The 20,916-nt window shown below is 51.0% G+C and carries 26 protein-coding genes; 23 read left to right on the forward strand and 3 right to left on the reverse strand.

Features of this window, described 5'->3' with window-relative positions; translation table 11 throughout:
* The first annotated feature begins 229 nt into the window (after window positions 1-229).
* Both SPK40_RS21165 and SPK40_RS21170 read left to right on the forward strand, forming a co-directional pair.
* Entirely contained in the window at window positions 230-1,888 is a 1,659-nt protein-coding gene (locus SPK40_RS21165) for an ATP-binding protein (RefSeq protein ID WP_248141764.1), read from the forward strand.
* Window positions 1,885-2,592, forward strand: coding sequence for a response regulator (locus tag SPK40_RS21170; RefSeq protein WP_330961804.1), 708 nt, complete (start codon window positions 1,885-1,887; stop codon window positions 2,590-2,592). The genes SPK40_RS21165 and SPK40_RS21170 overlap by 4 nt, the downstream gene beginning before the upstream one ends.
* A gap of 63 nt (window positions 2,593-2,655) precedes the next feature.
* Here SPK40_RS21170 and SPK40_RS21175 read toward each other — a convergent pair whose 3' ends face one another.
* On the reverse strand, window positions 2,656-3,648 hold the full coding sequence (locus SPK40_RS21175) for a D-2-hydroxyacid dehydrogenase family protein (protein WP_330961805.1): 993 nt from the start codon (window positions 3,646-3,648) through the stop codon (window positions 2,656-2,658).
* A 241-nt stretch (window positions 3,649-3,889) separates the two neighbouring features.
* Between SPK40_RS21175 and SPK40_RS21180 the strand changes: the two genes are divergently transcribed.
* The 7 genes from SPK40_RS21180 to arsJ all read left to right on the forward strand — a co-directional run bounded on the left by SPK40_RS21180 (window position 3,890) and on the right by arsJ (window position 9,664).
* Entirely contained in the window at window positions 3,890-4,315 is a 426-nt protein-coding gene (locus tag SPK40_RS21180) for a hypothetical protein (RefSeq protein WP_248141759.1), read from the forward strand.
* A 47-nt stretch (window positions 4,316-4,362) separates the two neighbouring features.
* Window positions 4,363-4,971 carry a copper chaperone PCu(A)C gene (locus tag SPK40_RS21185; protein WP_330961806.1) on the forward strand — a complete coding sequence of 203 codons (609 nt, stop codon included), beginning with the start codon at window positions 4,363-4,365 and terminating at the stop codon, window positions 4,969-4,971.
* 319 nt (window positions 4,972-5,290) lie between these two features.
* Window positions 5,291-6,367, forward strand: a complete 1,077-nt coding sequence (gene arsB, locus SPK40_RS21190; RefSeq protein WP_330961807.1) for an ACR3 family arsenite efflux transporter — start codon at window positions 5,291-5,293, stop codon at window positions 6,365-6,367.
* A 114-nt stretch (window positions 6,368-6,481) separates the two neighbouring features.
* Window positions 6,482-6,823 carry a metalloregulator ArsR/SmtB family transcription factor gene (locus SPK40_RS21195; RefSeq protein ID WP_248141756.1) on the forward strand — a complete coding sequence of 114 codons (342 nt, stop codon included), beginning with the start codon at window positions 6,482-6,484 and terminating at the stop codon, window positions 6,821-6,823.
* A 34-nt stretch (window positions 6,824-6,857) separates the two neighbouring features.
* Window positions 6,858-7,859 (forward strand): ArsJ-associated glyceraldehyde-3-phosphate dehydrogenase, encoded by a 1,002-nt coding sequence (locus SPK40_RS21200; RefSeq protein WP_330961808.1) that lies wholly within the window; start codon window positions 6,858-6,860, stop codon window positions 7,857-7,859.
* Between the two features lie 11 nt (window positions 7,860-7,870).
* Window positions 7,871-8,365, forward strand: a complete 495-nt coding sequence (locus SPK40_RS21205) for a phosphatase domain-containing putative toxin (RefSeq protein ID WP_330961809.1) — start codon at window positions 7,871-7,873, stop codon at window positions 8,363-8,365.
* A gap of 48 nt (window positions 8,366-8,413) precedes the next feature.
* Window positions 8,414-9,664, forward strand: coding sequence for an organoarsenical effux MFS transporter ArsJ (arsJ, locus tag SPK40_RS21210; protein ID WP_330961810.1), 1,251 nt, complete (start codon window positions 8,414-8,416; stop codon window positions 9,662-9,664).
* Window positions 9,665-10,137: 473 nt separating this feature from the next.
* Here the strand turns inward: arsJ and SPK40_RS21215 are convergent, their stop codons facing one another.
* On the reverse strand, window positions 10,138-11,013 hold the full coding sequence (locus SPK40_RS21215; protein WP_330961811.1) for a sulfurtransferase: 876 nt from the start codon (window positions 11,011-11,013) through the stop codon (window positions 10,138-10,140).
* A 99-nt stretch (window positions 11,014-11,112) separates the two neighbouring features.
* Window positions 11,113-11,988, reverse strand: coding sequence for a patatin-like phospholipase family protein (locus SPK40_RS21220; RefSeq protein WP_330961812.1), 876 nt, complete (start codon window positions 11,986-11,988; stop codon window positions 11,113-11,115).
* Window positions 11,989-12,095: 107 nt separating this feature from the next.
* Between SPK40_RS21220 and SPK40_RS21225 the strand changes: the two genes are divergently transcribed.
* From SPK40_RS21225 to SPK40_RS21290, 14 genes are all read left to right on the forward strand, one after another.
* Window positions 12,096-12,812: an NMCC_0638 family (lipo)protein gene (locus tag SPK40_RS21225; RefSeq protein ID WP_330961813.1), complete on the forward strand. Its 717-nt coding sequence runs from the start codon at window positions 12,096-12,098 to the stop codon at window positions 12,810-12,812.
* Window positions 12,813-12,946: 134 nt separating this feature from the next.
* A complete protein-coding gene (locus SPK40_RS21230; RefSeq protein WP_330961814.1) occupies window positions 12,947-13,354 on the forward strand; it encodes a GFA family protein in 408 nt (135 codons plus the stop codon).
* 136 nt (window positions 13,355-13,490) lie between these two features.
* Window positions 13,491-13,952: a GyrI-like domain-containing protein gene (locus SPK40_RS21235; RefSeq protein WP_248141745.1), complete on the forward strand. Its 462-nt coding sequence runs from the start codon at window positions 13,491-13,493 to the stop codon at window positions 13,950-13,952.
* Between the two features lie 90 nt (window positions 13,953-14,042).
* The gene (locus SPK40_RS21240; protein ID WP_330961815.1) at window positions 14,043-14,384 is read left to right on the forward strand and encodes a Fis family transcriptional regulator; all 342 of its coding nucleotides are present in this window, start codon (window positions 14,043-14,045) and stop codon (window positions 14,382-14,384) included.
* Between the two features lie 174 nt (window positions 14,385-14,558).
* Window positions 14,559-15,332, forward strand: a complete 774-nt coding sequence (locus SPK40_RS21245) for an MBL fold metallo-hydrolase (RefSeq protein ID WP_330961816.1) — start codon at window positions 14,559-14,561, stop codon at window positions 15,330-15,332.
* Window positions 15,333-15,413: 81 nt separating this feature from the next.
* Complete coding sequence (locus SPK40_RS21250) at window positions 15,414-16,370, forward strand: helix-turn-helix domain-containing protein (protein ID WP_330961817.1); 957 nt, start codon at window positions 15,414-15,416, stop codon at window positions 16,368-16,370.
* Between the two features lie 217 nt (window positions 16,371-16,587).
* Entirely contained in the window at window positions 16,588-16,995 is a 408-nt protein-coding gene (locus SPK40_RS21255; RefSeq protein ID WP_330961818.1) for a GFA family protein, read from the forward strand.
* A gap of 37 nt (window positions 16,996-17,032) precedes the next feature.
* Complete coding sequence (locus tag SPK40_RS21260; protein WP_330961819.1) at window positions 17,033-17,677, forward strand: glutathione S-transferase family protein; 645 nt, start codon at window positions 17,033-17,035, stop codon at window positions 17,675-17,677.
* Between the two features lie 40 nt (window positions 17,678-17,717).
* Window positions 17,718-17,957: a hypothetical protein gene (locus SPK40_RS21265; RefSeq protein ID WP_330961820.1), complete on the forward strand. Its 240-nt coding sequence runs from the start codon at window positions 17,718-17,720 to the stop codon at window positions 17,955-17,957.
* Window positions 17,957-18,352 (forward strand): hypothetical protein, encoded by a 396-nt coding sequence (locus SPK40_RS21270; protein WP_330961821.1) that lies wholly within the window; start codon window positions 17,957-17,959, stop codon window positions 18,350-18,352. Before SPK40_RS21265 ends, SPK40_RS21270 begins: the two co-directional genes overlap by 1 nt.
* A 95-nt stretch (window positions 18,353-18,447) precedes the next feature.
* Window positions 18,448-19,233 carry a hypothetical protein gene (locus tag SPK40_RS21275; RefSeq protein WP_330961822.1) on the forward strand — a complete coding sequence of 262 codons (786 nt, stop codon included), beginning with the start codon at window positions 18,448-18,450 and terminating at the stop codon, window positions 19,231-19,233.
* 88 nt (window positions 19,234-19,321) lie between these two features.
* Window positions 19,322-19,642: a hypothetical protein gene (locus SPK40_RS21280; RefSeq protein WP_330961823.1), complete on the forward strand. Its 321-nt coding sequence runs from the start codon at window positions 19,322-19,324 to the stop codon at window positions 19,640-19,642.
* A 150-nt stretch (window positions 19,643-19,792) separates the two neighbouring features.
* Window positions 19,793-20,392 (forward strand): nucleoside deaminase, encoded by a 600-nt coding sequence (locus SPK40_RS21285; protein WP_330961824.1) that lies wholly within the window; start codon window positions 19,793-19,795, stop codon window positions 20,390-20,392.
* Between the two features lie 48 nt (window positions 20,393-20,440).
* Window positions 20,441-20,896, forward strand: coding sequence for a GNAT family N-acetyltransferase (locus SPK40_RS21290; protein WP_330961825.1), 456 nt, complete (start codon window positions 20,441-20,443; stop codon window positions 20,894-20,896).
* Window positions 20,897-20,916 lie beyond the last annotated feature (20 nt).

The raw sequence follows: 20,916 nt of genomic DNA on the forward strand, positions 1-20,916 counted from the left end.
CTGGCCTGATTGACCGCACCGATCTGTCACTCCGGTTTACCAGCTCAGGCTCTGATATTGATTTGATACAGATTGAAAGTATGCCAGCACCGGAAATATGAAAAGATTGTAAAAATAATGTGAATATCGGGCTTAAAGTGTATTAAGTTCATATTGTTCACAGCAATTTCACCCCGCTGACGTTACACTGTTTCGCTTGTATTATCCGGTGGATGGAACTCACCTTGTCATGACTAAGCTGTTGTCTCTGCGTCATTTTCGACTCAAAACCAGAATGGTGCTGATTCTGGGTTTTATCGCGATCCTGCAAACCGGTGCCCTCGGCCAGTTCACCATTCGCTATCTAGACAGTGTGTTACATGAACAGATTGGCCAGCAGGCCATGCGGGTCGCCCAGACAATCGCTGCTTCGCCGGATGTCATCCGTGCCGTCTCTGAAAAAAATACCGTCTTCCTCCAGCCGCTGAGCATCCGTATGGCGCAAGCCGCGCAGGCACGATTTGTAGTCATTGGTGATGAAAAAGGAATACGGCTTGCACACCTGAATCCGCAGCGGCTCGGAAAATCCATGTCGGACGATGACACCGACGATAACAGCCAGGCACTGATTCACGGTAAGTCTTATATCGCGTTGGATCAGGGCAGTATTGGCTGGTCGATTCGCGGCAAAGCTCCCATATTCAGTGCTGATGGTTCACAGATTATCGGCATCGTTTCTGTCGGCTATCTGCTGACTGAAGTCGACCGGATTGTCAGCCGCCACCAGCTGTCGATGATTGTCGCGATTACGCTGGCTTTTCTGTTCAGCGTGCTGATGGCCCTGTGGTTTGCCAATCATTTCAGGAAAGCCATCTTCAATCTGGAACCGGAACAGATCGGCCGGATGTTTCAGGAACGAAATGCGACCCTGGAAACCGTGCGGGAAGGAATTGTTGCGATCAACCAGCACGGCATCATCACAACGTTTAACCATGCTGCCATCAAAACTCTCCAGCTGCCGGAAGACGAAGTTTATATCGGTCGCCACATTACCGACGTGCTGCCCGACAACGGCATGCTGGATGTGCTGAAAAGCGGTGAGCACCATTTCGATAAAGAAATCTGGCTGCATGATCACAACCTGATTGCCAACCGTTTTCCGTTGATCCAGAACGGTGAAGTCACGGGCGTTGTTTCCAGTTTCCGGCTGAAGAATGAAGTCGATCTGGTCAGCCGTAAGCTGACCCGAATCCAGCAGTATGCGGAAAGTCTTCGCAGCCAGTCCCATGAATACAATAATAAACTCCACACAATCGCCGGCCTGATTCAGATCGGGGCCGTCGGGCAGGCACTGACGCTTATCGGGCAGGAAACATCCAGTCATCAGAGTTTTATTCAGACCATTATGCGAGCAACATCAGACAGTATTCTCGCAGGATGTCTGCTGGGGAAATATAATCGAGCCCGGGAACTGAATCTGGAACTGCAAATCGATGAGAACAGCCAAATGTCAGACATCCCCCCGGCTTTGCCCCGGGAGCAGCTGGTCAGTATTCTTGGTAATCTGATCGACAATGCGCTGGAGGCCACCCTGCATCATCAGGGGGCCGGTGGTATTGTCATCCTGAGTATGAGTGATTTAGGCAAAGAGTTAATTTTTGAAGTCGATGATCAGGGACCTGGGGTTCCGGCCGGCGATGAAGATAAAATTTTTACCCGCGGCTATACCACGAAGAATCAAGAAGGACATGGCATCGGCCTGCATTTAGTCAAACAACTGACCGAGCATCTGGGCGGCCTGATTACCGTTGAACCGGCCGAGCCTTCAGGCAGTCGTTTTACCGTTTATATCCCGAAATCGCTGCGCCGGTCCGACGGTGCAGAACATGGAAGTGAGGAACACCAGTGACAGCACCCATTTCTGTCGTCATTGCTGAAGATGATCCGCAAATCGCGGAAATACAACGCAGATTCGTTGAAAAGACATCGGGTTATCAGGTCGTGGGGATCGCCCACGGCTTAGACGAAGCCCGGGACTTAATTGATGTCTTCCGGCCACAGCTGCTGTTGCTGGATAACCAGTTTCCGACCGGCACCGGTCTGGAATTGCTGCGCGAGATCCGAGCCAAAAATTATCACACCGATGTGATCCTGATTACCGCGGCGAAGGAAGTCGACACCTTGCGCACCGCGATGCGAAGCGGCATTTTTGACTACATTCTCAAACCCGTGGTGTTTGAACGCCTGCAGTCAGCTCTGTTTCACTACAGTGCCCATCTGAATAAACTGTCGGATATGGAATCACTGGTTCAGAGTGATGTCGACGGTCTGCTCCAGCCCGCCAATGCGGAGGCGAGCCCTCTGAACACCGGCAATGCGAATGCTCCCCGGCTGCCGAAAGGCATCGACGGTCTGACGCTGGATAAAATCCGCAATGTTTTTACCGGACCCGGTATCCATCTGAACGCGGAACAGGTGGGTCAGGAGATTGGCGCCAGCCGCACCACAGCCAGGCGTTACCTTGAATATCTGGTCAGCACCGATGAACTCTGCGCCGAAGTGTCCTACGGCAGTGTCGGACGACCCGAACGAAAATACCGAAGCCCGCAATGAAGGGCGGTAAAGCGATGAAATCAAAACGGGCCTTCTGAGACCTCAGAGCCCGTTTCCGGTTTTTTAAAGTTGCCGCGCAGTTGTCAGCACTTCAGGGTTCGCAATTTCAGTCGGCTGGCCGTTGCTGAAGTTCACCAGATTCGCAAAAGCTTTCTCAAAGTACAGCGTGTAGCTCTCTTGCTCGACAAAACCCAGATGCGGCGTACACAGCACATTCGGCATGGCAAGCAACGGCTCTTCATCCGGGTTGACCGGCTCCGTTTCATACACATCCAGGGCAGCAAACCCGGGGCGCCCTTCGCGTAAGGCCTGAATTAAGGCACCGCTTTCCACCAGCTCAGCACGGCTGGTATTTACGAACAAGGCATCAGGTTTCATCAGCGCCAGATCAGCGGCGGTTACACTATCACGGGTCTGCGCATTCAGCCGTAAATGCAGCGACAACACATCGGACTGGGCAAAAAATTCAGCTTTACTGGCTGCCGCACGGTAGCCCTGTCCGGCTGCAAGTTCCCGCGAGGTTTCACTTCCCCAAACCAGCACTGTCATCCCGAATGCTTCTGCAATGCGGGCAATCCGCTGGCCGATTTTGCCATATCCCCAGATCCCCATCGTCCGGCCGCTGAGTACCCGGCCCAGCCCCAGACTGCCCGACTGCTGCCATTTCCCCTGTTGCAGTTGCTCACAGTAAGCAAACAGATGGCGGCTGGCGGCCATGATCAGCGCCCAGCACAGTTCCGTCGGTGCAATGGGAGAACCTGTTCCTTCCGCCACCGCGACCTGATGCCGGGTACACGCGGCTAAATCCAGATGCTGGCTGATTTTACCGGTCTGGCTGATCAGTTTCAGCTGAGGTAAGTGCCTGAGCAGTGCATCGTCAATCAGAGTTCGTTCACGAATCAGCACAAGCGCCTCTTTGTCTTTCAGACGTTCGACGAGCGCATCCAAATCTGAGGCTGGCGTGGTGTATACCGTCACTTCATGTTCACGCAGCAGAGCGTAACCGGGTAAAGTCCGGACAACATCCTGATAATCATCCAAAATCGCAACTTTCATGCTTTCCTTGTCCTCCGTTGACCAGAGGCGCTATTCAACCACGCACGAACAGAAAGCTCAATCTGTTGCTTATGACCACAAACTTCAATGAAAGCGTGACGGACGACATCGATCAAACAACGCACCAACAAAACACATGCAAAATGACGTCCTCTTTTTCAGCGACTTAGCATGAAGTTGCTACGGAAAATGCCGGGCATCTGCTACTATTTCAGACTTCTTTGACCACAGACTGTCTCGCATGACACACACGTTGACTTCAGCACGATACCGCACCGGAATGATTACCTTCATTCTGGCGTCTGTCGTTTGGCTGAATCTGTTGTCTGCGATTGTGGTGATCAACCCTGATTATCATCAGAACGGCCGTCACTGGCTGACCGGTGATAAAGTTCTGATTTGTACCGTTCACGGGCTGCAATGGGTGTCCGTCGCCGAGTTAACTCACCCGCAGGAAGAACATACTCAGGCACACTGGCAGAATCAATGCCCTCTGCTGAGCCCATTACAACCGCTCAGTACCAATCCGGATCAATTCCGCCAGGTCATCCTGACCGCCATCGTTATTTTTGCCGGTGTCCGGATCGCTTCCCGGGTCTGGGCCAATAACAAGCTGTATACTTTATTCGGTCCGAAACAATCTCCGCCAGGATTCAGCAATTCCTGAACATAACTTTCAATTGATTGCTGAACAATTTCTACATGGAGAATGCTATGAAAACTGAAAATACTGTGAAAATAATGAAAACTCTGCTGCTGGCTGCTTCTGTCTTCACTGCCGGGCTGGCTCAGGCGCATGAATTTAAAGCCGGACAACTGCATATTGAACACCCCTGGTCCAAAGAAGTCCCGCCAATGTCATCTGTGGCTGCCGCATTTTTCTCAATTGAAAACCATGGCGATGAAAACGATGTTCTGCTGCGTGCTGAATCGCCGATTGCTGAAAAAGTGGAACTGCACGAACACGCCCATGAAAATGGCATGATGAAAATGCGCCAGGTCGCTGACATTCAGGTGCCGGCGCATGACACACAGTTGCTGCAGCCCGGCGGATATCACGTAATGATGTTCAACCTGAAATCTGTTCCCAAACTGGGTGAACACTTCCCGCTGACCCTGTACTTCAAACAAGCCGGTAAAGTCGATGTGGAAGTGAAAGTGGAAAAAGCCGACTACCAGATGGGAAGCAACCAGCCAATGGAACATCACAACATGGATCATGAAGGGATGGATCATGACCATATGGAAGACGACGACATGGGTCATGATGAAATGAACCATGGCCATATGGACCACGATGACATGCACGACAACATGAATTAATCTTCAGGTCATCATCCCTACCCCGTTCAGGCTTGCCGGACGGGGTATATTTTTATCCGTTCGCCACGATGAAAACTGTCCGTTCGGAACCCCATCTTTGATCAAACCAAATCCGGCGTGACTCGCCTTACTGCTTCAGACCATGAATTTCTGATGACAACGGTCACTGATTGTTGATCTCTTGAATTTCCGGACTAAGATATATGGAAATTCGAATATGAATATAAGTAAGCTATTCATCAGTGCAGAGACAGGAGCAGAGGCAGATTAACCGCGCTGTTCGCACTCGTCACCCGTTCACCCCATTGAGAGTTCCATCATGAATCAAGAAACCACCATGACACTCAAGACCCGCAGTAAAATGCAGTTTCTTGACCGCTATTTAACGGTCTGGATTTTTCTGGCAATGGCCATCGGTATCGGCATTGGGGTCACCTTTCCGGGCATTGCGGCATGGAATGAATCCATGACTGTCGGACAGACCAATATCCCGCTGGCGATCGGTCTGATCCTGATGATGTATCCGCCGCTGGCCAAGGTCGACTATCAGCTGCTGGGCAAAATCACCCGTGATAAACGCGCAATCACCTTATCTCTGGTCATGAACTGGCTGGTCGGCCCATTGCTGATGTTCTCGCTTGCACTGATTTTCCTCGGTGATGAACCGGGATATATGACGGGCGTCATCCTGATTGGTCTGGCGCGCTGCATTGCGATGGTCCTGGTGTGGAATGATATCAGCGGCGGCAACAGGGAATACGGGGCTGCACTGGTGGCCCTGAACAGCGCTTTCCAGATCCTGACCTACAGCTTTATGGCCTGGCTGTTCATTACCGTACTGCCGCCATTATTCGGTTTCAGCGGTTATGCCGTGGATATCACCATGCTGGATATTGCCAAAAGTGTTCTGATCTATCTGGGTATTCCTTTTCTGGCCGGTTTTCTGAGCCGGAAATGGCTGGTTCGCATCAAAGGGGAAGACTGGTACAACCGGGTATTCATTCCGCGTATTTCTCCTGTCACCCTCATCGCACTGCTGGGCACGATCGTGCTGATGTTCAGCCTGAAAGGGGAAATGATTTTCGAACTGCCAATGGATGTTTTCCGGGTGGCCCTGCCGCTGATGATTTACTTTCTGGTGATGTTCTTTCTCAGCTTCTGGGCCGGAAGGAAAATGGGGCTGCCCTATGACCAGAATGCATCCATCGCATTCACCTCATCCGGCAACAACTTTGAACTGGCGATTGCGGTCGCTATTGCCGTCTTTGGCCTGAACTCCGATCAGGCACTTGCCGGTGTGATCGGTCCGCTGGTTGAGGTGCCCGTCCTCATTGCCCTGGTCAACGTCGCCCTTCGCATGAAGCGCACTTACCCGGTCGCTGCAGTGCAACACTGATGCATGAGGGTCTGCCGGCCCTCTTTGTGAAAGTTTCATGACAATTGCATCGCTGAGATTGATCCATTCGGCCATCGCACTAAGATATACGGAAATTCGAATATGGTAATAAACATGCTCCCCCATCAATTTTTCAAACTGCTGGCAGATGAAACCCGGGTACGCTGCGTCCGCCTGATCGTGAAAGAACAAAGTCTGTGTGTCGCCGAACTGACAGAGGCTTTGCAGGTCAGTCAGCCGAAAGTTTCGCGTCATCTTGCGCTCCTGAGGGCCAGTGGTTTACTGGTTGACGTGCGTCAGGGGCAGTGGGTGTTCTACCGTCTGGCCGATGACTTACCCGGCTGGATGCAAAAACAGATTCACGGACTGGTCGATTCGAACTGTCTGGAACAGGAATATCAGCAAGACAGTGAACGACTGGCGGTCATGAAGCAGCGTTCAGTGTGCTGCCCATAACAATTGAAAAATCATTTTGTAGGAAGAATCAGGTATGACAATCAAAGTCGGTATTAATGGTTTTGGCCGCATTGGCCGTCTGGCACTGCGCGCGGCGTTTGACTGGCCGGAACTGGACTTCGTTCAGATCAACGATGTCGCTGGCGACGCAGCAACGCTGGCCCATCTGCTGGAATTCGATTCAGTGCAGGGCCGCTGGCATCATGCTGTCCAGGCCAAAGGCAACCAGATTCTGATCAACGGCCAATCCATTGCCACCACGCAGGAAAAGGACATCGACGCGGTCGACTGGTCCGGCTGCGATGTGGTGATTGAGGCCACTGGCGTGCACCGTAAAACATCGTTCCTGAACAAATATCTGGCACAGGGCGTGAAGCGCGTGGTGGTTTCAGCCCCCGTGAAAGAAGAAGGCATTGCCAATATTGTCGTTGGTGTGAACGATCATATCTTCAATCCCGAACTGCACCGCATTGTGACAGCAGCCTCCTGCACCACCAACTGTATTGCACCTGTGGTCAAAGTGATCCACGAAAAACTGGGCATTGAACAGTCTTCGTTCACCACCATTCACGATCTGACCAATACCCAGACCATTCTCGACGCGCCGCATAAAGATCTGCGACGTGCCCGGGCCTGTGGCATGAGTCTGATCCCGACCACGACAGGTTCCGCATCGGCCATCATCGAGATTTTCCCGGAACTGAAAGGTAAAATTAACGGCCACGCCGTACGGGTTCCGCTGGCGAATGCCTCCCTGACCGATATTATTTTCGACGTCAAACGCGACACGACCGCCGAAGAAGTCAACCAACTGCTGCAAGAAGCCTCGCAAAGCGAGCTGAACGGTATTCTGGGCTACGAAGACCGTCCGCTGGTATCAATTGATTACAAAGGCGATCCGCGCTCGACCATCGTTGATGCTCTGTCGACCATGGTTGTTGGCAAGCGCATGGTGAAAATCTATGCCTGGTATGACAACGAAATGGGCTACGCCACCCGGACCGCAGAGCTGGTTCGCAAAGTCGGCCTGGCATAAGGAGTAGTTTCATGACACATCCAATCTGGACTTTACCGATCAATGACCGCAGCTCACTGGTCCTGACCCCTTGCCCCGGCACGAAAGGCGTCTCCCTGTCAGACAGTCTAGCGCAGCTGAAAGCGCAGGGCGTTCAGGCCGTCGTCACGGCAATCAATGCACAGGAAATGGCAGAGAAAGACGTCGCGGAATTAGGCCAGCTCGTTGTTGAGGCAGGTATGCTGTGGGCACATACCCCCATTGAAGACGACGCCGCACCCGGTGCCGATTTCGCAACACAATGGCAGGCAGTAAGCCCGCACTTGCATACTATGATTGAACAAGGGGGCGACATCGCGCTGCACTGTATGGGCGGTTCGGGTCGGACCGGTTTACTTGCCGCACACCTGCTGCTGGAACTGGGCTGGCCGCTGTCCCGCATCATTGAAGCGGTTCAGGAGCTGCGTCCGGGCGCCTTCACCAAAGCTGTGCAGGTCGACTACATCCTTCAGGTCGCCTCAGAATAATCACAACATCGCCGTTTCTTCGCCCTGAGCAGAGAAGCGGCGAATCAAATGAGTATCTTGTCTATGTTTGCCAAGTATTTTGCTCAGTTCAGCCAGCCGGTTCGCCAGTACATGCTGGTCACTTTCAATTACTGGAATTTCACTGTGACTGACGGCGCCCTGCGCATGTTGGTGGTGCTTTATTTTTATGAACTCGGTTACTCCACCCTCGCCATTGCCTCTCTCTTTCTGTTTTATGAATTTTTTGGCGTCGTCACCAATCTGATTGGCGGCTGGCTGGGCGCCCGGCTCGGCCTGAACCGGACCATGAACATTGGGCTGGGCATGCAGATTATCGCCCTGCTGATGCTGGCGGTCCCCAATCCGATGCTGACCATTCCCTGGGTGATGGCGGCGCAGGCTCTGTCCGGGATTGCCAAAGATCTCAATAAAATGAGTGCCAAGAGCGCTATTAAGACCTTGGTGCCGGACAACAAACAAAGTGCGTTGTATCAGTGGGTCGCACTGATGACAGGCTCCAAAAATACCCTGAAAGGCGCTGGCTTCTTTTTAGGGGGTCTGCTGCTCAGTATCATGGGCTTCCAGCATGCCGTGCTGGCGATGGCTGGCGTTCTGGCCCTTGTCTTTCTCGGCAGTATCATGTCGCTGAAAGCGGATCTGGGGAAAGCAAAGAGTAAGCCGAAATTCGCGGAAATCTTCTCTAAATCAGAAAGCGTCAATATTCTCTCTGCAGCCCGGATGTTCCTGTTTGGTGCCCGGGATGTCTGGTTTGTGGTCGCGCTGCCGGTTTACCTCGGTTCTGTCTTTGGCTGGAACCACAGTGCCGTCGGCGGCTTCATGGCAGCATGGGTGATGGCTTATGGTTTTGTGCAGGGGTTTGCGCCCCGTTTTACCGGAAAAGCACAGGGTAAGGTGCCCGACGGACATGCGGCCACACGCTGGGCGTTGCTTTTAGCCTTGATTACTGCGGCCATTGCTACGGGCGTTCAACTGGAATGGCAACCAGAACTGGTCATTATCGCCGGTCTGATGATTTTTGGTGCAGTGTTCGCGATCAATTCTTCGCTGCACTCTTACCTGATTGTCAGTTACGCCAAAGACGACGGGGTTTCACTGGATGTCGGATTCTACTATATGGCGAATGCAATGGGCCGGCTGGTCGGCACAGTCCTGTCTGGCTGGGTCTTCCAGATCGCCGGATTGTCAGCCTGTCTGTGGGTGTCTTTTGCGTTTCTGGCACTGACCACATTCATCTCACTGAAGCTGCCCAAAATTCAGGCTTATCAGGTGGTCTCTTAAATTTGCATGATCTGTCGTATCTGATACTTGATATGACAGATCTGTTGGCCAGTCTTAACTCGAGCACAGCGTTCAGCCTGCCGGATTCGTCACTCACAACGGGGCAAACGTATTTTATTCAGACTGCAATTTGTGTTTTGCTCAATGGTATGTCGCGCATCAATTCCGAATCAATCTCAGTATTTTCTGATGCGCGCCAGACACTCTTTGCGAGCACAAAGAGTGCCCAGAAATGCTTTTTCTTTCTCTCGTGCTGCCCGGGCCGGTTATAAGCGCTCCCTGCGCCGACAACCTAAAAATTCATCTATGAATTTTTCCCTGGGATTGTCAATGACTTAGGTTCTCGATTGTGATTGAACCGTTCCGTTTTAAAACAACCTGTTAGAACGCTCATCGCAAGGAAACAAAACTGACAGATTGCATTCGAATCTTATCCAAAACACACTCATTCACACCATCGAAGTAAACTGATTTCAGGCAATCGGTAAGTCGGTTCGCTGTCCCCACTCCGCCCAGGAGCCGTCATACACGGCCAGATTCTTGTAACCACACTGATAAGCAGCCAGAAATCCGATACAGGCCGTGACGCCCGAACCACAGCTGAAATACAGCCGATCATTCGGGTGAATCTGTTGTTCCTCAAACCGGGCCCGCAACCGGTGCAGAGCAAGGTATCTTCCTCCTTCCAGAAAACCGGCAAAAGGCAAATTCACCGCATGTGGAATATGTCCGCTTCTCAGTTCCGGACGCGGCTCAGGCTGCTGACCTGAGAACCGTTCTGCTGCCCGCACATCAATCACGTGATGGCCCGGAAGACCGGCCACTTGCACGATGTCCTGCCAACCCGCAATCCACGCTGGCTGACGTTTTGCCTGCCATTTTGGCTGCCAATCCCGGCCAGCAACCGGTGGGGCAGGTACATCCATGACCGGTTTCCCTTCGGCCAGCCATCCGGGTAAACCGCCATTCAGGACATACACCTGCTGATGACCCATCAGCTTCAGCAGCCACCAGGCTCTCGGCGCCGAATAAATGCCTTTGGCATCGTAAATCACAATCACTGAGTCCGGCCGGAGCCCCAGCTGATTCACTGCCCGCTGAAATGCATCATCATCCGGGACAGTATGTGGCAGCGGTGATGCAGGATCAGAAAACTGCCCGGGAATATCAAAAATCACCGCACCGGGAATATACTTTCTTCGCGCTACCTCATCATTTTCACTGGTAATGCTCGCCATGGTCGCATCCAGCACAATGAGCTGAGGGTTCTGACACTCACGCTGAAGCCAATCCGTCGAAACTAAAGCACCCTCTTGCATTTCCCGCATCTCCGCGTATCTGTTCATCATGTGTAATTTCTGAGCAGTTTAAAATTATCAGCTGATGAAACACCATCTAAACCTGAAGTTTGCATTCATTTTTGTCTGAAAACTTGAGCACGAACGTATTCAGAGACAAAAATGACAATCTTCTTCATGAGAGCCGTTGAGTTCAAGGCGGCGATGAACATGTAACATCCCGGCTTTCAGCCCCATCTGATAGCCTTCATCCAGTGTCGATTTCCGCATAGATAAGCGCTTCACGCTGAAGTTTTCAGGCGGTGCGATCACCCGAATCGTAGCGTCTTCCGGCGGATTCCGGATGAAATCCAGCGATGCGTTGTAGTTTTCCGCGCGTTTCAGCATGGTCCCAGCAATTTGCGGCTGACGGGCAAACAGCTTTTGAATGAGCCACGGATGTTTAGCCGGTTTCATCTGATAGCTCAGCGGATGCGATAAAATCACCGTGATATCCCGTGCGCCACGCCGATAGGCTTCTCGCACCGGGATCGAATCGGCAACACCCCCGTCTGTGTAGCATCCACCGGAAAAGCAGGGTGTCGCTTTATAAGCCACAGGCAATGCGCTGGTCGCTTCAATCACATCACTCACATTGTCTTCACTCACGTAATAATAATCAGCCAGCCCGGTTTCGATATTGGTTGTTGCGGCGATCAGTGCCGTTTTGCCAAACAAGCGCTGCTGATCCAGGGGATACAAGCGCATAGACTCTTCCACCAGCCATTTGACATCCAGCAAATTGCCGCCGCGCAAGAAACGGGACGGATTAAAGAATCGTTTATCCGTTGCCAGCTGTGTGATGACCCGATAACTGCGCTTGGGCTGATTTGCCAGATATCCCAACAGGTTCGATGCGCCCGCAGAGACGCCAATCGCTAAATCGTAAGGATGAAAATCATCTTCCATAAAGGCATCCAGAACACCGCTGGCAAAAATGCCTCGCATAGCGCCTCCTTCAACCACCAGTGCTTTATTCTTTTTCATATGCTTCTAACCCACTGAATTAATTTAAGTTGATGTTAGACAAGCACGATACGAATAGATAATTGAAATCACGGATTGTTGAGATAGGCAGAAGTAATGAAGCCGCTGTGAACCTGATCAACCACTCAAATTTTTATGCCATAAGTGCATATCGTTACCTATGTCGCTATCATTTGGCACAAAACACCCGCCCTCAGTCGGGTTTCATAAATGATCCGATGTTCTCAACAGCAAAACAGCGAGAGACGCATAAGGCGCACAGACAGATGAAGATAAAGAAAAGTTTACTACTTTCAGCAGCATTCCTTTCGGTCGCCGGATGCTCATCAACTTCGCCCGCAGAAGACAGTGATGATCTTGCGTACAGGAAGTCCGAGCCTATTCAGTTATTTATGACGACCTGTGTGGTCGGGAGAAGTGGTTTACCGGCTGTAGAGCAACTGGCACAAAAAAACGGTTTTCATGTGGCGCCTTCAGATGCTGCACGGCATTACCTGTACGGCAATCCCGGAAAAGCCTGGGTGCTGGAAAATGAACGAGGCAGCTATGGATTAAGCATGCTGGCAACGAAGAGCCTTTGCTCCGTATTTGTTCATCAGGGAGATCCAGATGAAATCCAGGCCAGTATGGAAGCCTGGCTGCCGCCCAAAGACAGTGGTTTTACATATACCAAAGCGATCGTGTCAGATTCAGGAAATCTCAAGACGACCGCATACGACATCTACCAGGGTCCGAAAAACATCGAAAGATGGGTGATAACCATCAATTATTCCCAGTCTTCCGGGTTAGTTGCCATCTTATCGTATACAGGTAACGATGTGTGATCACAGAGGCTACCAACAGGGGCTGTCGGACTTCATTTTATCGCTCATTTTCGATGCCTTGACTCCTGAAGCTGTCATCACACCGAACTCTGAGAACTTTCATCTATTCTTTATCCGGCAAAGGCGAACAGACAATGTATCCAATCAAATCCGGGGCTTGCTTATGTGGTGCAGTACAATTTGAGGTGGAAGGCGATTTTGATGCATTCTATCTGTGTCATTGTCAGTATTGCCAGAAAGATACAGGTTCTGCCCACGCTGCAAATTTGTTTTCAGCCACGGCAACCCTGCGGTGGCTGTCCGGTCTGGATAAGGTAAACACCTTTACCCTGCCCTCGACACGACATCAGAAGAGTTTCTGCACCGTATGCGGCTCCGCGCTGCCGACATTACAGGAACAGGGAAACCTGTTAGTCGTCCCGGCAGGCAGCCTGAATCAGGCCATTGATATTCGCCCGACCGCACACCTCTTTCTTGCCAGCAAAGCCAGCTGGGAGCATGATCTCCAGCAGGTCACCATGTACAGTCATCTGCCTGAATAACACCATCAAAATGCAACCAGGAGCATAATGTGATAATTATTCCAGTCCAATGCGCTGCCTTTGTCACACGGGCTGAATGCTGAAATACTTGCTGTGTTTTCAGTTCAACATTTAGATGTATTGATAAGGACTCACAATGCAAATCAAAGAGACTCACACAGGCCAGGTCTTGTCTGTTCGGCGCCGTCTGATCATTTCTGAAATCGGTCCGGCCAGTGTCGACAGCTGTCGGATCATTCAGGACATCATTGATAAATCCAATCTCCATGTGACCGGTCCATGGCATTTTATTGCCTACAATCTGCCGCAGGACAACCACACTGAATTCGATATTGATTTCTGTCTGCCCGTTTCCGGCGAGTGCGATGAATATCTGAATGAGGAGGTTCAGGCCAGGGAATTAACCCGTTTCCAGTGCGCCAGCGCTGTCTACGAAGGATCATTAGATCATTTATTTGAGCAAGGTTATCAGCCGCTCGTAAAAGATATCGTCGAACAGGAACTCAGTTTCACCGGCGAAAGTCGTGAGGTCTACCACACCTGGTGCGGGCCGGACTCCGACAAGAATGTTGTAGAAATTCAGATTGGCGTTCAATAAAGCCTCCGGTTATCCGTGATGTCAGATTGACAGCGCCAGTGAAAAAGTTACCGTATCGGCTGAAATCAATCCTGACATCCAGATACCCATATGCGTAAAACCGATAAAAAAACTGAAAACCAGCTCAGAGTAATTCTGACTGATGTCTGCAATCATGCACTGGAAACCTATCCTGGTTTTCAGTGGCTGACCCACCAGGTGAATTATTCGAGCTTCCCGGATAGCCTTCGCATTGTCTGTGTGTTCGATACCCGGGAAAACTTGTCACACTTCCTGGCAGAACAGGGAAAGCCTGCGCTGGATACACTGATTCACCAGAAACTGAATGCTGCAGGCATCCGGTTAAAAAAACCTGCCAGCCAAATCCACTACGATACGGAGGAAAGCTGTGCATTGGAAAACAACGGTCAATGGGCTGAGCGCTTGCGCTGATTTAGCGTCCTGAACGACAACGCTGGATAACACACACAATTTTCATCCACTGAATCTGTCCCGATTTCATTGTTATCTGTCCCACGGGCCACTCACACCCTCAAGGCCGGTACCCGGATAATGACTCCTGTTCCACATCAATCTTTTATAAGCAATGTCATTCAGGAGTCAACCATGAAATTCACCCAAGTCCGAAACGCCACGCTCATCATTGATTTTGCAGGAAAAAAATTCCTGATCGATCCCATGCTGGCAAAGAAAGGGACCTATCCGGGATTTGAAGGGACCCCTAACAACCACCTGAGAAACCCGTTAGTCGATTTACCTTTTTCCCTCGAAACCCTGCTCGATGTCGATGCCGTCATCGTCACCCATACCCACCCCGATCACTGGGACGAAGTCGCCAAACAAGTCATTCCGAAAGACTTGCTGTTTTTTGCTCAGCATGAGCAAGATGCGGCAATCATTCAGCAATCCGGCTTCACCAATATCCGGGTTCTGTCTGAGCACACGGATTATGACGGTATTACACTGAGCATCACCGGCGGCCAGCATGGCAGTGATGACGTGATGGCGGTCATCGGTGAACGTATGGGGGAAGTCTCCGGTGTCGTTTTCAGTCATCCGGATGAGCAAACACTTTATATCGCCGGCGATACGGTCTGGAACGCTCATGTTCACGCCAGTATTTCTCAATTTCAGCCGGATGTGATCGTGCTCAACAGCGGTGATGCCCAAGTCATTGGCCTTGGCCCCATCATCATGAACAAGGAAGATGTTCGCAGTGTTTATGAGGCCGCACCGAATGCAACCATCATTGCCAGCCATATGGAAGCAGTGAATCATGCCGTGCTGTCCCGCCCGATGCTGCGCGACTATCTGGCAGAGTTCAGCATGACAGACCGGACGCTGGTGCCGGAAGATGGTGAGTCATACACTTTTGCCTGATCATCTCCTATGATGTGCCCTGTGATCATTCAGGGCACATTCGTCCCGAGTACAGGCCCACAGCAAGGAGCAGCATGAAACATGGCATTACCCACGGTTGCAGTGATTGCATTTCATCAGTTCAGTCCGTTTCATTTTTCCGTACCCTGCATCATCTTTGATGACATTCTGCCGGACATGAAGCTGTTCAACCTGCGGATCTGCGCCGGAGAAAGCGGCCCCCTTCGTTCCAGCCACGGCCTGACGGTTGAACCGCCGTTTGGCCTGGAGGGCCTGAAAGACGCCGACATCATTGTGGTCCCGTTCTGGCGAAAAACCAAAGCCCTGCCCGACGAAGCCTTGCTCAATGCCCTGCGTGATGCCCATGATCGCGGCGCGCAAATTGTCGGCCTGTGTCTTGGAACCTATGTGCTGGCTTATGCAGGCTTATTGGATAACCGCCGCGCCTCAACACACTGGGAATTTGAACAGGATTTCACAGAGCGCTTCCCCAACATCACGCTGGATACCAATTCCCTCTACGTCGAAGACGGCAATATTGTGACCTCAGCCGGTACCGCTGCCGGGCTGGACTGTTGCCTGTATCTGCTGCGACAGCGTTATGGCAGCGCCATTGCCAATAAGGTCGCCCGCCGCATGGTGATTCCGCCCCATCGTGACGGCGGACAGGCACAGTTCATTGAACGCCCGGTACCCGCCACGACGCAGGATGCCCGGATGAACAGCCTGCTTGAATTTCTGCGCAGCCACCTGCACCAGCAACATGATCTCGACAGCCTGGCCGACCGCGTGGTGATGACGCGCCGAACGTTCACCCGACAGTTCCATAAAGCCACCGGAATTTCTGTGGGCGAATGGCTGTTATCGGAACGGCTTCAGCGTTCTCAGGAACTGCTTGAGACAACCACCCTGCCCATTGATTCGGTTGCCAGTCAGGCTGGTTTTGCCTCGGCCACCTCACTGCGGGATCATTTCAAACGCAAGTTCAGCGTCACACCGAGTGAATGGCGCCGGTCATTCCAAATCGCATCTGTTTGACGTTTCCGGGCAGCCGGGTATTCACCAGGTTGCTCAAACGCACAAAATTGATCATGAATTCAATCACAACAGTGAAATCAATCAATTGCACAAGGTAATATACGTCGCAATTGGCTCTGCTATCCGTCCGGTGTTTCCAGTCATGTCGGGGTAAACCGTCAGGGAAATATCGCCGGATACGCTTCCATTTCCACGGGATCAATCAAAAGGTATTCGCATGTATCAAGGAAGCTGCCTCTGCGGTGGTGTTCAGCTGTCAATCTCCGGAAAAATCAGTGACATCATCCACTGCCACTGTTCTTTGTGCAGAAAGTCGACCGGCTCTGCATTCGCCACCAATGGCTTTGTAAACCTTGAAGATTTCACCATCACCCAGGGACAGGACTTACTGAATTCTTTTGAATTACGTTCTGGCAGAAAGCGCTATTTCTGCCGTCATTGTGCGTCTCCGGTTTACAGCTCTAATGCCGCCGATCCGGCCCGAATCCGGCTCAGACTGGGCATTCTTGACAGCGATATCACCGAACGGCCCATCTCCCATAATTTTATGACCTCGAAAGCCAACTGGGATAGTCTGGAGATCGACCTCCCTCAGTACGAAGCACATGAACCGGGCCGGAAATAATCGAACAATTGTCTAAACATTTCACAGACCAAAGGAGATGGCCGTGTATCAACTGTTTTATTACCCTGGAAATGCCAGCTGGGCACCGCACATGCTGCTTGAAGAAATCGGCACAGCGTTTGAGCTGATTCTGGTTGACCGAAAATCGGAGCAGCAAAAGTCGCCCGAATACCTGAGGCTGAATCCGACCGGACGCATTCCGACCCTGGCGGATCATGATCAAATCATTCTTGAAAGTGCGGCAATTTGCTTGCATCTGTGCGATAAACACCCGGATAGCAAGCTGATGCCCGACATCGGTGACCCGGACAGAGCCCGCTTTTATCAATGGCTGTTTTACCTGACAACCACCCTTCAGGCGGAGCTGATGCTGTATTTTTACCCGGACAAGCACACCTTACTGCAGGATACAGCCGCAGCGATTGCCAGCGCGCAGGAAGCCCGGATCACAGACATGTTCGCGTATCTCGATGATTCCCTGAAAGGCAGGGATTTTCTGATTGGCGACCGGATCAGTGTCTGCGATTTTTTCCTGTTTATGTTGTCGCACTGGGCCAGCGAATTTGCCCGGCCACCCCTCTCCTTTGAACATTTAGGTAGATATTTAAAAGCGCTGGCGCAACGACCGGCAATCCGGAAGGCGTGTGAGACGGAAGGCACCTCTTTAGCGGCATACCAGTAAGTATTCTGAATCAACAATTCTCCAGGATCAGGACAGACCGATGAAATTTTCTGACGCTGAAAAAGCAAATATGCTGGCACTGAAAGGTGTCGGAGAAACCGTTATCTCACGACTCGAGCAAATCGGTTTTTGTTCGCTCGCCCAACTGGCAACAGAGGACCCGGCGGACATCACCAGACAAATCTCTCACATGATGGGTTCAACCTGCTGGCACAACAGCCCGCAGGCAAGACAAGCAATTCAGGCCATTATTAATTTAGCGAAGGACAACCAAAATTAATGAACAGCGCACAGGATTTTTCAATTTACGATCAATCATTCCGCTATAAACAGGATGAGTACTCACTGACCCGGATTCGAAATGCAAGAGTGAAGATCAATACCCTCAAAGACCACCTGCTTCGGATCATCTCGATTGGTTTGATTGTATCCAGTGTTGTCTGGGTCATTTTCCCTGACGGGTTTAGCTATCTCATCGCTCCGATCGGTATTCTCTTCGGTGCAATGGGCGCATTAGTATCCGGTAAAAAATATGAGCTTCAAATTGAATTCGAACACACCGACGAAACAGGTTTGCAATGGATATCCGTTGCAAAAGGCAATAAGTTGGCAGAAAAAAAAGTATTTTTAGATCAGGTGCATTCGATCAAACAGAAAGTCACATCATCAATTTAAGTTGAACCCAAACGATGATTCCTCTGCGGCAGACGCATCCATCCTTTCCAGCCGCAGAGAACATTCAAGATTTGCCCGCATTGTACGAGATCATTTTGAAAAAAGTTTCCTATTTAGTCCGTGTCACCCGTCTGCCGGCAGACCTGGGGTCTGCATTGCAAAGCACGGCTCATCCCCTTTATCAAACCGCACTACTCTACGCCAGACTCATGCAATCAAATTTACTCTGGAAAGTCTGGGCCATCGATGAAGAGGATCAGATCTGGCTGGAAGTGAATGATTTGGACCAGGACGGCGAGCCAGCATTCCATACGCTCAAACTTGATGAAGGCACTTACCAGAAAATTGATTATGAAGAATACAGGATTGAAGATCTCAGCCTTGAAAAACCTGAACACACAGAGACATCCCCATGGACAACAAGCCTGGAGGATCAGTCCGCAATTGCTTGGCTTCCCGCGTATTTTAAAGACAGACAAACACAGATTGCTAAAATTCTGAACGCTGGCGGCTGCCGGGAACTGTGGATGCAGGGAGATATCTATCTTTACCTCAATGATGACGCTCTGCGCACCAATGCAACTAAATATAGATTCGATCTGTATAAAGAAGACCAATTTGCCATTGAGCTGAAAGTGCTCGGCGGCCAGTATCAGAGTAAAGTGGTCAGTTTCCTTGAAAACGACTTTCGCAAGCTATTATCCAACACCACAGTACAAGATAAATATGTCGTGCTGGTGCTGGATAATTCATCACCTGCAACAAAGCTTTACAGCCGATTATTCAGTTATGCACATCCATCCGGATCGCTCATCAGCCAGTTAGATTTTGGCGCATTTTGCGTCCGGATCTGGAAAGTTGCCGGGCACACGCCGGGCTGAGTCCCGGTTTTATCATTGAGTTCTCATCTCATCTGGAAAAGGTCGCCTCAAATCATCAGCATAAAGCAACATGATGAGAGAAACCCCCGTGAAAAAACGTTTGATAATCGGTCTTGTCGCGCTCCTGACCGGGTGCGTGAATATCGCCATTGATGATCCTGCGCCTTCAGCACAAATTGAATTGCCTCAAAAAGGCCAGTCAAATCTGGTGTCTTTTGAGAGCTTGTTTGCGGAGGATACTGAGGGGCATTTCATCAGCAAATACCCTCTTAAAATTGGGGCCGTTCAGCTTGGCGAAGGAATTCGCATTGGCAGCTTTGTCACCATCAGCGGCACTCAGATCGAAGCACTGCAGGGAACACAGTTCAACGTCATCAATCATGACGGTGTGCTGGAGATCATCCAATAACGCATCTCAGGTATTCTGTTTCAGGTTGGCGTCACTCATCCTGTGAGGGCGCCCATATTGCAGAAAAAACCTTTCCTTTTCAGAAATTAGCAACCCAAACAGACGTTATACTTCTGGCATTGAACCGGACTATTCAAAAGAGAGCACCGCATGATCCCTTTACTCACGAAAGACTCGCTCAGCAGCGACTCGCAGAACCATGAAGCAGCACTCAGAGCCATCGCCCATATGCCAACCCGCAGCCTGCCTGTGTTGATGGACAGCGACTACACGCAACAACTGTCTGATGCCGATTTCATGCGCATTGCTGTTCTGCTGGCGGAAAAAAGTTACCTCGAAGGTGGTTGTCCGATTGGTGCCGTGATCATCGACAATGAAACCCGGCAAATTGTCGGAAAAGGCCACAATACCCTGGTTCAGGAAGATCACCCTTATAACCATGGTGAAACCTCTGCCATCCGGGATGCCGGCCGGATTGATTTCAGCAAAACAACGCTGTTTACCAGCCTGAGTCCGTGCGACGTTTGCGCGACCCTGTTATACATGCGCGGTTTTGCCCGGGTGGTTGTCGGCGATGTGACGAATGCAGCGGGTAACGAAGGGATGCTGCTCGCCAAAGGACTTCAGGTCAATATTCTTGAAGATCAGGCCGGTATTGAACTGTATGCCCGTTTCCGAAAAGAAAAACCGGCGCAGGATCTGGAAGACTGGAAAGGGCTGAGTGCAGTCCGTCAGGAAGATGCTTGCTAATCACAAGTTCAAGGCATGATTTGTGGACAACCTTTATGGAAAACGTGAATGGAAAACCTTGAGGAAACGATTCGCTGCTGCCAGTTGGATGATTTAGACAACCTGCTTCAGCTGTATCGAGAACTACGGCCGAACGATCCTGAACTTTCCGGCCAACTTGCACACGATTGCTGGCAAGCGTTGCTGAGTCAGACGCACACCAGAATTATCGTCGCCAACATCGATGGCCAGCTCGCCTCAAGCTGTCAGTTAGGGGTGATTCCGACACTGACCAATGGCGGAAAGCCATTTGGGGTGATTGAACATGTCATTACGGCAGAAGCATTCCGACGTCGGGGACTCAGCCGAAAGGTCCTAGAACATGCCCTGTCGCTCGCCTGGGAAATGGGATGCTACAAAGTCATGCTGCTGTCTGGCGAATCACGACACGCCGCCCACCAACTGTACGAAAACATCGGGTTTCAATCTGGGATTGAACGCGGCTTTGTGATCAAACCAAGCTGATCATGGCTTGATCCGAAGCG

Origin of the sequence: Photobacterium sp. 53610, assembly GCF_036409375.1 — a bacterium.
GTDB lineage: Bacteria > Pseudomonadota > Gammaproteobacteria > Enterobacterales > Vibrionaceae > Photobacterium.

Excerpts from the sequence above, each read along its gene's own strand:
- SPK40_RS21265 (WP_330961820.1), top strand. The coding sequence starts at position 17,718 with ATGAAATTTTCTGACGCTGAAAAAGCAAATATGCTGGCACTGAAAGGT.
- SPK40_RS21255 (WP_330961818.1), top strand. The coding sequence starts at position 16,588 with ATGTATCAAGGAAGCTGCCTCTGCGGTGGTGTTCAGCTGTCAATCTCC.
- SPK40_RS21165 (WP_248141764.1), top strand. The coding sequence starts at position 230 with ATGACTAAGCTGTTGTCTCTGCGTCATTTTCGACTCAAAACCAGAATG.
- SPK40_RS21185 (WP_330961806.1), top strand. The coding sequence starts at position 4,363 with ATGAAAACTGAAAATACTGTGAAAATAATGAAAACTCTGCTGCTGGCT.
- SPK40_RS21290 (WP_330961825.1), top strand. The coding sequence starts at position 20,441 with ATGGAAAACCTTGAGGAAACGATTCGCTGCTGCCAGTTGGATGATTTA.
- SPK40_RS21235 (WP_248141745.1), top strand. The coding sequence starts at position 13,491 with ATGCAAATCAAAGAGACTCACACAGGCCAGGTCTTGTCTGTTCGGCGC.
- SPK40_RS21215 (WP_330961811.1), bottom strand. The coding sequence starts at position 11,013 with ATGATGAACAGATACGCGGAGATGCGGGAAATGCAAGAGGGTGCTTTA.
- SPK40_RS21180 (WP_248141759.1), top strand. The coding sequence starts at position 3,890 with ATGACACACACGTTGACTTCAGCACGATACCGCACCGGAATGATTACC.
- SPK40_RS21230 (WP_330961814.1), top strand. The coding sequence starts at position 12,947 with ATGTATCCAATCAAATCCGGGGCTTGCTTATGTGGTGCAGTACAATTT.
- SPK40_RS21240 (WP_330961815.1), top strand. The coding sequence starts at position 14,043 with ATGCGTAAAACCGATAAAAAAACTGAAAACCAGCTCAGAGTAATTCTG.
- SPK40_RS21200 (WP_330961808.1), top strand. The coding sequence starts at position 6,858 with ATGACAATCAAAGTCGGTATTAATGGTTTTGGCCGCATTGGCCGTCTG.
- SPK40_RS21250 (WP_330961817.1), top strand. The coding sequence starts at position 15,414 with ATGGCATTACCCACGGTTGCAGTGATTGCATTTCATCAGTTCAGTCCG.
- SPK40_RS21285 (WP_330961824.1), top strand. The coding sequence starts at position 19,793 with ATGATCCCTTTACTCACGAAAGACTCGCTCAGCAGCGACTCGCAGAAC.
- SPK40_RS21175 (WP_330961805.1), bottom strand. The coding sequence starts at position 3,648 with ATGAAAGTTGCGATTTTGGATGATTATCAGGATGTTGTCCGGACTTTA.
- SPK40_RS21245 (WP_330961816.1), top strand. The coding sequence starts at position 14,559 with ATGAAATTCACCCAAGTCCGAAACGCCACGCTCATCATTGATTTTGCA.
- SPK40_RS21220 (WP_330961812.1), bottom strand. The coding sequence starts at position 11,988 with ATGAAAAAGAATAAAGCACTGGTGGTTGAAGGAGGCGCTATGCGAGGC.
- SPK40_RS21205 (WP_330961809.1), top strand. The coding sequence starts at position 7,871 with ATGACACATCCAATCTGGACTTTACCGATCAATGACCGCAGCTCACTG.
- SPK40_RS21260 (WP_330961819.1), top strand. The coding sequence starts at position 17,033 with ATGGCCGTGTATCAACTGTTTTATTACCCTGGAAATGCCAGCTGGGCA.
- SPK40_RS21195 (WP_248141756.1), top strand. The coding sequence starts at position 6,482 with ATGCTCCCCCATCAATTTTTCAAACTGCTGGCAGATGAAACCCGGGTA.
- SPK40_RS21270 (WP_330961821.1), top strand. The coding sequence starts at position 17,957 with ATGAACAGCGCACAGGATTTTTCAATTTACGATCAATCATTCCGCTAT.
- arsB (WP_330961807.1), top strand. The coding sequence starts at position 5,291 with ATGAATCAAGAAACCACCATGACACTCAAGACCCGCAGTAAAATGCAG.
- arsJ (WP_330961810.1), top strand. The coding sequence starts at position 8,414 with ATGAGTATCTTGTCTATGTTTGCCAAGTATTTTGCTCAGTTCAGCCAG.